This window comes from Paraburkholderia sp. EG286B (assembly GCF_040965655.1).
In the GTDB taxonomy this organism is placed as follows: Bacteria; Pseudomonadota; Gammaproteobacteria; order Burkholderiales; family Burkholderiaceae; genus Paraburkholderia.
Genome location: NZ_JBFRCF010000002.1, coordinates 365801 through 377935, shown reverse-complemented (window position 1 = coordinate 377935; position 12135 = coordinate 365801). Strand labels below are relative to the sequence as shown.

Here is a 12135-nt window from a genome sequence, read left to right as displayed (position 1 = left end):
CCTGTTTCTTTTGCCGATGAATTCCGTTTTCTCTGCCGCCGGCGCGAGCGCTGACGTCCCAGGACCCACCGATGTCGAGCCCTGCTGGCGCCTCGCCGCACTCGCCGCGCTGCGCGAACGCGACCCGGTCGCCAAGGCCAATGCAGTGCGCGCGCTGCACGCGCAGAGTCAGGCGCAGGCCGCTGCGCCTCGCTGGGAGCCGCAGCGCGTTATCCCGACGCCGGCCGGCTTGCCTGGCCGCCCCGCCGAGCCGCCGCTCGTCGAGCCGCGCGAGCTGCAGCGCCGCAGCATGAGCACGCCTCAAGGCCGCGTCGTGCTGCTGCACGCGCTGGCCCACATCGAATTCAACGCGATCAACCTCGCGCTCGACGCGGTCTGGCGCTTCCCCGCCATGCCCGACGCCTTCTACGCCGACTGGCTCAAGGTCGCGGCGGAGGAGGCGTATCACTTCTCGCTGCTGCGTGCGCGGCTCGCCGACTATGGTCACGCGTACGGCGATTTCCCCGCGCACAACGGCCTGTGGGAGATGTGCGAGCGCACCAGCGCCGACGTGCTCGCGCGCATGGCGCTGGTGCCGCGCGTGCTGGAGGCGCGCGGGCTCGACGCCTCGCCGCCCATCCGCGCGCGCCTGAAGCAGGCTGGCGACGAGGCATCGGCCGCGATCCTCGACATCATCCTGCGCGACGAAGTGGGACACGTGCGCATCGGCAACCATTGGTTCCGCCACCTGTGCGAGGCGCGCGGTCTCGACCCGCACGCGGCATGGATCACGCTCGCGGAGCAGTACCACGCGCCGCGCATGCGCGGTCCGTTCAACTTCGAGGCGCGCCGCTCGGCGGGCTTCGACGAAGCCGAACTGGACACGCTGGCGGCCCAGGACGCCGCGGAGCAGGCCGCCACGAAGCAGTCAACGGGGCGTCAGTCGAACGAATGACGTACTGCAAGCGCCCAGCGCCTATATAATCGAACGATCATTCTTTTTTGCGGCGGCGCAAATGAATCAATCCCGATCCGAATTCGTCGACGTCAACGGCATCCGGCTGCACGTGCGCCGCTGGGGCGCCGAGGGCGCGCCCGTGCTGTTCATGCTGCACGGCTGGATGGACGTGGCGGCGTCGTTCCAGTTCGTCGTCGATGCGCTCGATGTTCGCGGCGGCGACTGGCAGGTCATCGCGCCCGACCTGCGTGGCTTCGGCCTGTCCGACTGGCCCGTTGCGCAGGGGCAGGGCAGCAATTACTGGTTCCCCGACTACCTCGCCGATCTCGATGCGCTGCTCGCCCATTACGCGCCCGAGGGGCAGGTGGATCTCGTCGGGCACAGTCTCGGCGCGAACATCGTGTGCCTCTATGCGGGCGTGCGGCCCGAGCGCGTGCGGCGTGTGGTCGACCTGGAGGGTTTCGGGCTGCCGGCGCCGTCACCCAGGCAGGCGCCGGTCCGCATGCGCGAGTGGCTCGACGAGGTGCGCACGCCGCCGCAACTGCGCTCGTACGCGTCGCTCGACGAGGTGGCCGCGCGGCTCGTGAAGACCAATCCGCGTCTGATCGCATCGCGCGCGCGCTTTCTCGCGCAACACTGGTCGAAGCCGGACGGCGAGGGCGGCTACGTGCTGCTCGGCGATCCGGCGCACAAGATGCGCGGCCCGCTGCTGTACCAGCTCGACGAGGTGATGGCGATCTGGTCGCAGGTGAGCGCGAGGGTGCTGCACGTCGAAGCCGCCGGCTCTGAAACGCTCGCACGGCTCGCCGGGGCGGTGCCCATCGACGCATTCAAGAAGCGTTTCGAGGCGTTTCCCGACTGGCGCGAACGGATCGTCGACGGGGCGGGGCACATGGTGCACCACGACCAGCCGGAAGAGGTCGCGCGCCTGATCGAGGCGTTCTGCGCCTGAGTGCAAGGCACTTCGAGTGCGAATTCGGGTGGCGGCGAGGCACGAGGCGCCGCCCGACGACTTCACTGCGTTGCAGTAAAATGGACGTTCATCCTTTTCACGCATCCAATGAACGCCGATCTCCACTGTCACTCCACTGTCTCCGACGGGCAACTGGCCCCGGCTGCCGTCGCGCAGCTGGCGAAAGCGGGTGGCGTGGGCTTGTGGGCGCTCACCGATCACGACGTGCTCGGCGGCCAGCGCGAAGCGCGCGAGGCGGCCGAGGCGCTCGGCATGCGCTATCTGAGCGGCGTCGAGATCTCGGTCACCTGGGCGTCGCGTACGGTGCACATCGTCGGTTTGCATGTGGACCCGGAGTGCGCCGCGCTCGTCGACGGGCTCGCGCGCACGCGTGACGGCCGCGCGGCGCGCGCCGAAGCGATTGGCGAGCGGCTCGGCGAACTCGGCATTCCCGACGCGTACGAAGGCGCGTTCCAGTACGTCTCGAATCCCGACCTGGTCTCGCGCACCCATTTCGCTCGCTTTCTCGTCGAGAGCGGCCGTGCGCAGAACACCCAGGACGCGTTTTCGCGCTGGCTCGGCGAAGGCAAGCCCGGTTACGTTGCGCACCGCTGGGCCAAGCTCGCCGACGCCGTTGCGTGGATCAAGGCGGCGGGCGGCGAGGCGATCATCGCGCATCCGGGCCGCTATGCTTACACCCAGCTCGAATTCGACACGCTCTTCGGCGAATTCCTCGATCTGGGCGGCAAGGCCATCGAAGTCGTCACCGGTAGCCATACGCCCGACCAGTATGGCGAGTACGCGGCCGTTGCGCGGCGCTTTGGCTTCGAGGCGTCGCGCGGCTCCGACTTCCATGCGCCCGGGCCCGACGCGATCGAGCCCGGCACGCTGCCGCCTTTGCCTTCCGACCTCAAGCCTGTCTGGGAGCGATGGCTGTAGGCCGCGCACGGCGCGCGGCCCACTGATCCCGCCCGTTTGCTGCAAGGCGTTTCGCGCCGGTCAATCCCGCTTTGTCGTCGCTTCGTGGTAACTACGTGCAGTCGCCTGCCGTTCTCGCGCATCGTCCCGCTGCTTTCATCGCCCGCTGTTTTCATCGCCATTCGTCAGCTGATTACTGCCATGTCCCAGTTCTTTCGGCTTCACCCAGAAAACCCGCAGCCGCGTCTCGTCAAGCAGGCGGTGGAGATCATCCGCGACGGCGGTGTGATCGCATTGCCGACCGATTCGAGCTACGCGCTCGCCGCGCGCATCGACGACAAGCACGCGGCCGAACGTCTGCGGCGCATCCGCGGGCTCGACGAGAAGGCGCTGCTCTCGCTGATGGTGCGGGATCTGTCCGAACTCGCAAACTTCGCCATGGTCGACAACCGCCAATACCGGCTCATCAAGTCGGTGACGCCGGGGCCATATGTGTTCGTGCTGGTGGCGACGAAGGAAGTGCCCCGGCGTCTCTCGCATCCGTCGCGCAAGACCATCGGCCTGCGCGTGCCCGGTCATCCGATTCCGCTGGCGATTCTCGAAGAACTGGGCGAGCCGCTGCTGGCCACCACGCTGATCCTGCCGCCCGACACCGAGCCGCTCAACGACCCCGAGGAGATTCGCGAGCGCCTCGAGAAACACGTCGATCTCGTGATCGACGGCGGGGCGTGCCCGTGCGAGCCGTCCACCGTGATCGATCTCACGGGCGAGGAGCCAGTGCTCGTGCGGCCGGGGCGGGGTTCGCTGGCGCCGTTCGGCATCGAAGAAGAAGAGGCGTGATGAGACCTGCGCGGCATGAACGCGGCATGACCGTGGCCTGAGCGCATTGACGCATTGATACAATAGCCCGCCATGGAAGCCAATCTGATTCAGACGATCGTCGTCTACGCCTTGCCCGTGATCTTCGCGATCACGCTGCACGAAGCCGCGCACGGCTACGTCGCGCGCATGCTCGGCGACAACACCGCGTATGTGCTCGGGCGCGTCTCGTTCAACCCGATGCGCCACATCGACCCGATCGGCACGATCGCCATGCCGCTCGTGCTCTATTTCCTGACGAACGGCGCGTTCGTGTTCGGTTACGCGAAGCCCGTGCCGATCGCCTTCAGCAATCTGCGCAATCCGCGCTGGGGCACGCTGTGGGTCGCGGCGGCCGGACCGCTGTGCAACTTCGTGCAGGCCATCGTATGGGGCGTGTTCGGCGTGGGGCTCGCGGTGCTCGGCGTGGACGAGCCGTTCTTCACGCGCATGGCCGCCGCCGGCGTGGGCGTGAATCTCGTGCTCGGCGTGCTGAACCTCTTTCCGCTGCCGCCGCTCGACGGCGGCCGCGTGCTCGGGGCGCTCCTGCCCACGCGCGCAAGCATTGCGCTCGCCCGTATCGAGCCCTATGGTTTCATCATCGTGATGGGGTTGCTCGTGAGTGGCATCTTCACGCGATTCTGGCTGCGCCCGCTCGTGAGTCTAGGTTACGACGCGGTCACGGCCATCCTTACCCCACTTGTGTCGCTCTTTTCATAACATCATGTTCCCAGACCGTATCTTCTCCGGCATGCGGCCCACCGGGTCGCTGCACCTCGGCCACTATCACGGCGTGCTGAAAAACTGGGTGCGCCTGCAGTCCGAGTATCCGTGCTTCTTCTGCGTGGTCGACTGGCATGCGCTCACCACGCACTACGAAACGCCGGATGTCATCGAGAAGAACGTCTGGGACGTGCTGATCGACTGGCTCGCCTCGGGCATCGACCCGAACCAGGCCACGCTCTTCATCCAGAGCCGCGTGCCCGAGCACGCCGAACTCGCGCTGCTGCTCGGCATGAGCACGCCGCTGTCCTGGCTCGAACGCGTGCCGACCTACAAGGAGCAGATCGAGAAGCTGCGCGACAAGGACCTCGGTACCTACGGCTTCCTCGGCTATCCGGTGCTGATGGCCGCCGACATCCTGCTGTACCGTGCGTCGCTCGTGCCGGTGGGCGAGGATCAGGTGCCACACGTCGAAATGGCGCGCGAAATGGCCCGCCGCTTCAACTACATGTACGGCCGCGAGCCGGGCTTCGAAGAGAAGGCCAACGATGCGGCGAAGAAGCTGGGTGGCAAGCGCTCGAAGCTCTACCACGAGCTGCGCAACGCCTATCAGCAGGAAGGCAATGAAGAGGCGCTCGAACAGGCCCGCGCGATGCTTTCGGAGTCGCAAAGCCTTTCGATGAGCGATCGCGAGCGCCTCTTTGGCTACCTCGAAGGCTCGCGCAAGATCATCCTGCCGGAGCCGCAGGTGCTGCTCACGGAAGCCTCGCGCATGCCGGGTCTCGACGGCCAGAAGATGTCGAAGTCGTACGGCAACACCATCGGCCTGCGCGAAGACGCCGAGTCGATCACGAAAAAGGTCCGCACCATGCCGACCGACCCCGCGCGCGTGCGCCGCACCGATCCGGGCGATCCGGACAAGTGCCCGGTGTGGCAGCTCCACCAGGTCTACACCGACGAGCAGACGCACGACTGGGTGCAGAAGGGCTGCCGTTCGGCCGGCATCGGCTGTCTGGAGTGCAAGCAGCCCGTGATCGAGGGCATCCTGCGCGAGCAGCAGCCCATGCTCGAGCGCGCTCAGAAGTACATGGACGACCCGTCGCTGCTGCGTGCAATCGTCGCGGACGGTTGCGACAAGGCGCGCAAGTTCGCCAACGAGACGATGCGCGACGTGCGCGAGGCCATGGGCCTCTCGTACAGCTGATCGAGCCGATGACGTCGACGCCTGCCGCCGGTTCGCACGCCCATGGGCTTTCCGAGCCGTCGCGCTGGGTGCGCCGCTGGGCGCACCTCATCGCGCCCGGCGGCACGGTGCTCGACGTGGCTTCCGGCGCGGGCCGGCACACGCGCTGGCTGGCCAGCCAGGGGCACCCGGTAACGGCGCTCGATCGCGACGCCGCCGCGCTCGCCACGTTGCATGACGTAGCGGGTGTCGCGACGTTAGAGTGCGACCTCGAAGGCGCGCCCTGGCCGCTCGCAGCGGACGCCCGCTTCGCGGCCGTCGTCGTCACGAACTACCTGCATCGCCCGCTCATGCCCCGTCTCATTGAGGCGCTGGCGCCGGGCGGCGTCCTGATTTACGAAACCTTCGCGCAAGGCAACGAGACCGTCGGAAAGCCATCGAACCCCGCTTTCCTGCTCGCTCCGGGCGAGTTATTGGCCGTCTGTACGCCTGCGCTGCGGGTAATCGCCTATCAGGACGGATTTCTTTCGGAACCGCGTGAGGCGTATATTCAGCGCATCTGCGCGGTACGGGAAAAAACGACCTCAGTGTCCCTCGAAAGAGCCAGTAATGTACCTGAGAACCAGGGCCTACCCGTAACGCGTTACGATCTGACCGGCTAATCCGCTACAATCGCGGTTTAACCGACTCATTTTTCTGGCGTTTCATGGCTAACGGCACTCAGGACGGCATTACGCTGCAAGGCAGCATTCCCGCGATCGTCACCCCCATGCATAGGGACGGCAGTCTCGACCTGCCGGCATTCCGCAAACTGATCGACTGGCACGTGGAAGAGGGGACGGATGCCCTCGTCGTCGTCGGTACGAGCGGGGAGTCCGCCACGCTGGACGTCGAAGAACACATCCTGATGATCAAGACGGCGGTCGAGCACGCTGCCGGCCGTATGCCGATCATCGCGGGCGCCGGTGGCAATTCCACCGCCGAGGCGATCGAACTCACGAAGCACGCGAAGGAAGTGGGCGCACAGGCGTCGCTCCAGGTCGTGCCCTATTACAACAAGCCGACCCAGGAAGGCATGTACCGCCACTTCGCGAAGATCGCGGAGGACGTGGACCTGCCCGTCATCCTCTACAACGTGCCGGGCCGTACGGTCGCGGACATGGCGAACGAGACCATCCTGCGTCTGGCCGAAGTGCCGGGCATCATCGCGGTGAAAGAAGCGACGGGTAACATCGACCGCGCCGCGCACCTCATCAAGCATGCGCCGAAAGGCTTCAAGATTTTCAGCGGCGACGATCCCACGGCGATCGCGCTGATGCTGCTTGGCGGCCACGGCAATATTTCGGTGACCGCGAACGTTGCGCCGCGCCAGATGAGCGACCTGTGCAAGGCCGCGCTCGCAGGCGACGCGAAAACGGCGCGTGCGATCCATATGAAGCTGTTGTCGCTGCACAAGAACCTGTTCATCGAATCGAATCCGATTCCGGTGAAGTGGGCGCTGCAGGAACTCGGCCGCATCGAAGGCGGCATCCGACTGCCGCTCACGCCGCTCGACGCGCGCTACCACGACGTGGTGCGCGCCGCGCTGCGCGAAGCCGGTCTGGCTGGCTGATCCGATCAGCCAGCCGCCGATTTATCAACCGACGCCGCCACGGCCCAGCCGCCCAATCACTGAAAGACCTCGGACCGACCTCGGTCCACCGTCTCGAAGAGCAAGGCTTAGCGTTCCCGTATCACGAAGGCCCACATGAAACGTTCCGCTTTTTCCCTCCACGCAACCCGCATGGCGGTGCTGGCGCTTGCCCTCGGGTCGCTCGCAGGTTGCGAGTCGCTGAACGACATGTTCGCGTCCGATCGCGTCAACTACAAGGACACGCCGACCGCGCCGCCGCTGAATGTGCCGCAGGATCTGTCGTCGGCGCCGAACGACCAGAAGTACGTCGCGCCGCCGCCCACGATCACGCTTGGCGGCTCCGCTCAGCGCACGGTCATGCCGGCCGGCAACGCCACGCTCGGCGTGCCGGATGCGCAGGACCCGTTCGGCATGCACGTGGAGCGCGACGGCGACCGCCGCTGGCTCGTGGTGGACGGCCGCTCGCCTGACGACGTCTGGCCGCAGCTGCAGGAATTCTGGACGGAAAATGGCTTCACGCTGACGACCGATTCGCCGTCCACGGGCATCATGACGACCGACTGGGCCGAGAACCGCGCCAACATTCCGGACGACTGGTTCCGCCGCACGATCGGCCGCGTGATCGACTTCGCGTACTCGTCGGGCACGCGCGACCGCTTCCGCGTGCTGGTCTCGCGTGGCCCGGACGGTCAAACGGACATTTCCGTCACGCATAACGCCATGGAAGAAGTGCTGACGGGGCAGGACAAGACGGGGTCGAAGTGGGTCGAGCGTCCGCGCGACCCGGCACTCGAAGCCGCCTTCCTCGCCAAGATCATGCAGAAGTTCGGCCTGACCGACGCGCAGTCCAAGCAACTGCTGACCGATGCGCGCCCGTCGACGGCTGGCGTCAAGGTCGCCGCCGGTCCTGACGGCACGACGCTCGACTTGCCCGAAGCGTTCGACACCGCGTGGCTGCGTGTGGGCCTCGCGCTCGACCGCACGAACTTTACGGTCGACAATCGCGACCGCGAGAAGGGCCTCTACTTCGTGCGCTACGCCGATTCGATGCAGGAGCTCAAGGGTGACGGCCTGCTCGGCAAGCTTTTCTACAACCCGAAGAAGGCCACGAAGGATCAGGGTCCGGAATACCGCGTAGCCGTGCGCTCGACGGGCAATTCGACCCAGGTTGCCGTGGTCGACCAGAGCGGCCGCGTCGACACCTCGTCGGACGCACAGCGTATCGTCTCCGCGCTCCACGCGCAGCTGAACTAACGTGCGCTGATATGCGATTTGCGAGCCTCGGCAGCGGCAGCGAGGGTAACGCACTGGTCGTAGAAGCAGGCAGCGGCACGACGCCCACGCGCGTGCTGCTCGACTGCGGATTCTCAGCGAAGGAAGTCGAGCGGCGCCTCGCCCGCGCGGGGCTGGCCGCCGACGCGCTAACGGCGATTCTCATCACCCACGAACACAGCGATCACGTCGGCAGCGCGCTCACGCTCGCGCGCCGCTGGTCGATTCCGCTTTACATGAGCTGGGGCACGGCGCAGGCCGTGGGCGCCGACGACGCCGCAGGCGTCGAACTCAACGTCTTGTGGGGCGACGAGACGGTCGAGATCGGCGAACTCGGCGTATTGCCCTACACGGTGCCGCACGACGCGCGCGAGCCGCTGCAGTTCGTGTTCAGCGACGGCGCGAGCCGGCTTGGCGTACTGACCGACGTCGGCGAGTCGACCTCGCATATCAGCAACGTGCTGAGCGGCTGTGACGCACTGGTGCTCGAATGCAACCACGACCTCGAGATGCTCGCGGCGAGCCGTTATCCGGCTTCGCTCAAGGCGCGCATCGGTGGGTCGCATGGCCATCTGAACAACGAGGCGGCCGGCGGTATCCTCGCGGGGCTCGATCGCGCGAAGCTGCGGCATTTGATCGCCGCGCACCTGAGCCAGCAGAACAACACGCCGGAGCTTGCGCGCGCGGCGATGGCTGCGATTCTGGGAAATGCCGCGACGCAGATCGGGGTCGCTTCGCAAGCCGAGGGTTTCGACTGGATTGCGCTCTGAGTCCCGCGCCCGCGACGCGGCCAAACGAATAGACGAAAAAAGCCCATGACGAAAGTCATGGGCTTTTTGCTTGCTGAGGCGGGAATCCATCGATCCGGCCCCGCCAAGCTTTGATTAGACTTTAGTTACGATTGCCGCCGAAGATGCCGAGGATGGCCAGCAGGTTCGTGAACACGTTATACAGGTCCAGATAGATCGCGAGCGTGGCCGAGATGTAGTTCGTCTCGCCGCCGTTCACGACGCGCTGCACGTCGAACAGCATGTAGGCCGAGAAGATCGCGATGGCGAGCACCGAAACCGTGAGCATCAGCGCGGGCAGCTGCAGGAACATGTTCGCGACGCCGGCCAGCAGGATCACGATCACGCCCATGAAGAGCCACTTGCCGAGGCCCGAGAAGTCGCGCTTGCTGACCGTGGCGATGGTGGCCATGGCGGTGAAAATGATGCCGGTGCCGCCGAACGCTAGCATGATGAGCTGTGGGCCGTTCGAAAAGCCGAGGACGAACGACAGCAGGCGCGAGAGCATCAGGCCCATGAAGAACGTGAAGCCGAGCAGCACGAACACGCCGATCGAGCTGTTCTTGGTGCGCTCGATGGCGAACATGAAACCGAAGGCGATCGCGAAGAACGCGAGCAGGCTCATGGCCGGGCTGGTAGCGGCAAAAAGCGAGAAGCCGGTCGCGACGCCCACCCACGCGCCGAGCACCGTCGGCACCATCGACAGCGCGAGCAGCCAGTAGGTGTTGCGCAGTACGCGGTTGCGGGTCTCCGCCGAGGTGACGCTGCCGCCGCGGCCGAAGTTATAGGGATACTCGTTCATGCTTTCTCCTTGCGTGAGACGCGTGGGTGAGGGCGCGCAGGTGCGCGGTCCGCTCCCCCATAAGATAAGTGCGCCGACCCAGAGTTTCAACGGGTTGCCACACAGTTTCCGTTATGTTTCCACAGCGTATGCCGCCAATCTTAAGCCTCTCTGAATGGTACGGCAGCGCAGTGCATGTGCCCGGCTTGCGCTCATTTGCCCCGGTTTGCCGGGCTATGAGGGTTCAATCGCAATCATACATGGGAACATGCTACAATTGCGGATTCATTTGAATCTGTAACCTCTTAATTTTCTGGAGTTTTTATGGCGATCGAACGCACCCTGTCGATTATCAAGCCGGACGCAGTGGCGAAGAACGTGATCGGCCAGATCTACAGCCGCTTCGAAAACGCTGGCCTGAAGATCATTGCCTCCCGCATGGTTCACCTCTCGCGCGCCGACGCTGAGAAGTTCTATGCTGTTCACGCAGCGCGCCCGTTCTTCAAGGACCTCGTCGATTTCATGATCTCGGGTCCGGTCGTGATTCAGGTTCTGGAAGGCGAGAACGCTATCCTGAAGCACCGCGATCTGATGGGCGCAACCGATCCGAAGAAGGCTGAGAAGGGCACGATCCGCGCCGACTTCGCCGACAGCATCGACGCGAACGCCGTGCACGGCTCGGACGCCGCTGAAACGGCAGCCGTGGAAGTCGCGTTCTTCTTCCCGCAAGTCAACGTCTACTCGCGCTAAGCACGGCGCGAGCTGACTGCAGTAGTAGCATAGGGTCGCGAACGGCGATGACGCTCACCGTCCAGTTCCCGATGCCGCGCAAGTGCGCAGGCAGCCGGGCAGCGCGGGCGGTGAGCGCGCTCTCGCACTGAAATGGCAGGATTCGACATGACGAGCAGTTCCACCGTCAACCTTCTCGATCTCGACGCCCAAGGGCTCGTCGCCTATTGCGAGAGCCTGGGCGAGAAGCCGTTTCGCGCCAAACAGCTTCAGCGCTGGATCCATCAGTACAACGCCGCCGACTTCGACGGCATGACGGATCTCGCCAAATCGCTGCGCGAGAAGCTCAAAGGGCGCGCCACCATCGGCATGCCAGGCATCATCAGCGACAACGTTTCCTCCGACGGCACGCGCAAGTGGCTCGTGGACGTCGGCAACGGCAACGCGGTCGAAACCGTGTTCATCCCCGAAGACAACCGCGGCACGCTGTGCGTGTCGTCGCAGGCGGGATGCGCGGTCAACTGCCGGTTTTGCTCCACCGGCAAGCAAGGTTTTTCACGCAATCTCACCACCGCCGAGATCATCGGCCAGCTGCGCATGGCGGAATTCGCCCTGCGCGCCTCGCTTCTGGGCGAGGCTGGAGGCCGTGCGACCGGCGGTGACGGCAAGGGCGAACGCGTCATCACGAACGTCGTGATGATGGGGATGGGCGAGCCGCTGCTGAACTACGACGCGGTCGTGCCCGCCATGCGCCTGATGCTCGACGACAACGCCTACGGCCTGTCACGCCGGCGCGTCACGCTCTCTACGTCGGGCGTCGTGCCGATGATGGATCGTCTCGGCGCCGAGCTGCCCGTGGCGCTCGCCGTTTCCTTGCACGCACCGAACGACGCGCTGCGCGACGAACTCGTGCCGCTCAACCGCAAGTACCCGCTGCGCGAGTTGATGGCGGCGTGCCAGCGTTACCTGGAAGTGGCGCCGCGCGACTTCATCACGTTCGAGTACTGCATGCTCGACGGCGTCAACGACACGGAAGAGCACGCACGCCAGTTGCTCGCCGTGACGCGTGACGTGCCATGCAAATTCAATCTGATCCCGTTCAATCCGTTCCCCGAGTCGGGCTTGCTGCGCTCGAAATCGGACCAGATCAAGCGCTTCGCGCAGATCCTCATGGATGCGGGCGTCGTCACGACCGTGCGCAAGACGCGCGGCGACGACATCGACGCGGCCTGCGGGCAGCTCGCCGGCGAAGTGAAGGACCGCACGCGCCTTGCTGAGCGCACGGGCCGGGCCGCGGGCAAGGTCATCGAAGTACGGCCGGTTCAGCACTGAACCGGCATCAGGAGGGCCGATGGCCGCGT

At 65.5% G+C, this 12135-nt stretch carries 13 protein-coding genes; 12 read left to right on the top strand and 1 reads right to left on the bottom strand.

Annotation, left to right across the window (positions count from 1 at the left end; translation table 11 throughout):
* Positions 1 to 16 precede the first annotated feature (16 nt).
* From AB4Y42_RS05080 to AB4Y42_RS05035, 10 genes are all read left to right on the top strand, one after another.
* Positions 17 to 934: a ferritin-like domain-containing protein gene (locus tag AB4Y42_RS05080; RefSeq protein WP_368693548.1), complete on the top strand. Its 918-nt coding sequence runs from the start codon at positions 17 to 19 to the stop codon at positions 932 to 934.
* Between the two features lie 61 nt (positions 935 to 995).
* Positions 996 to 1889, top strand: coding sequence for an alpha/beta fold hydrolase (locus tag AB4Y42_RS05075; RefSeq protein WP_368693547.1), 894 nt, complete (start codon positions 996 to 998; stop codon positions 1887 to 1889).
* A 108-nt stretch (positions 1890 to 1997) separates the two neighbouring features.
* On the top strand, positions 1998 to 2828 hold the full coding sequence (locus tag AB4Y42_RS05070; protein ID WP_368686200.1) for a 3',5'-nucleoside bisphosphate phosphatase: 831 nt from the start codon (positions 1998 to 2000) through the stop codon (positions 2826 to 2828).
* 180 nt (positions 2829 to 3008) lie between these two features.
* On the top strand, positions 3009 to 3647 hold the full coding sequence (locus AB4Y42_RS05065) for an L-threonylcarbamoyladenylate synthase (protein WP_368693546.1): 639 nt from the start codon (positions 3009 to 3011) through the stop codon (positions 3645 to 3647).
* 72 nt (positions 3648 to 3719) lie between these two features.
* Positions 3720 to 4385: a site-2 protease family protein gene (locus tag AB4Y42_RS05060; RefSeq protein ID WP_233881344.1), complete on the top strand. Its 666-nt coding sequence runs from the start codon at positions 3720 to 3722 to the stop codon at positions 4383 to 4385.
* A gap of 4 nt (positions 4386 to 4389) precedes the next feature.
* Positions 4390 to 5592, top strand: coding sequence for a tryptophan--tRNA ligase (locus tag AB4Y42_RS05055; RefSeq protein WP_042264918.1), 1203 nt, complete (start codon positions 4390 to 4392; stop codon positions 5590 to 5592).
* A gap of 8 nt (positions 5593 to 5600) precedes the next feature.
* Entirely contained in the window at positions 5601 to 6233 is a 633-nt protein-coding gene (locus tag AB4Y42_RS05050) for a class I SAM-dependent methyltransferase (RefSeq protein WP_368693545.1), read from the top strand.
* Between the two features lie 44 nt (positions 6234 to 6277).
* Positions 6278 to 7183 carry a 4-hydroxy-tetrahydrodipicolinate synthase gene (dapA, locus tag AB4Y42_RS05045; RefSeq protein ID WP_368693544.1) on the top strand — a complete coding sequence of 302 codons (906 nt, stop codon included), beginning with the start codon at positions 6278 to 6280 and terminating at the stop codon, positions 7181 to 7183.
* 135 nt (positions 7184 to 7318) lie between these two features.
* Positions 7319 to 8458 carry an outer membrane protein assembly factor BamC gene (bamC, locus tag AB4Y42_RS05040; RefSeq protein ID WP_368686197.1) on the top strand — a complete coding sequence of 380 codons (1140 nt, stop codon included), beginning with the start codon at positions 7319 to 7321 and terminating at the stop codon, positions 8456 to 8458.
* A gap of 11 nt (positions 8459 to 8469) precedes the next feature.
* Positions 8470 to 9246, top strand: a complete 777-nt coding sequence (locus AB4Y42_RS05035; protein WP_368686196.1) for an MBL fold metallo-hydrolase — start codon at positions 8470 to 8472, stop codon at positions 9244 to 9246.
* 121 nt (positions 9247 to 9367) lie between these two features.
* Here AB4Y42_RS05035 and AB4Y42_RS05030 read toward each other — a convergent pair whose 3' ends face one another.
* On the bottom strand, positions 9368 to 10066 hold the full coding sequence (locus AB4Y42_RS05030; protein ID WP_342925027.1) for a Bax inhibitor-1/YccA family protein: 699 nt from the start codon (positions 10064 to 10066) through the stop codon (positions 9368 to 9370).
* 303 nt (positions 10067 to 10369) lie between these two features.
* On the opposite strand from AB4Y42_RS05030, the gene ndk reads away from it, so the two are divergent.
* Positions 10370 to 10795 carry a nucleoside-diphosphate kinase gene (ndk, locus tag AB4Y42_RS05025; RefSeq protein ID WP_133181406.1) on the top strand — a complete coding sequence of 142 codons (426 nt, stop codon included), beginning with the start codon at positions 10370 to 10372 and terminating at the stop codon, positions 10793 to 10795.
* Positions 10796 to 10942: 147 nt separating this feature from the next.
* On the top strand, positions 10943 to 12106 hold the full coding sequence (rlmN, locus tag AB4Y42_RS05020; protein WP_342925028.1) for a 23S rRNA (adenine(2503)-C(2))-methyltransferase RlmN: 1164 nt from the start codon (positions 10943 to 10945) through the stop codon (positions 12104 to 12106).
* The last annotated feature ends 29 nt before the right edge of the window (positions 12107 to 12135 follow it).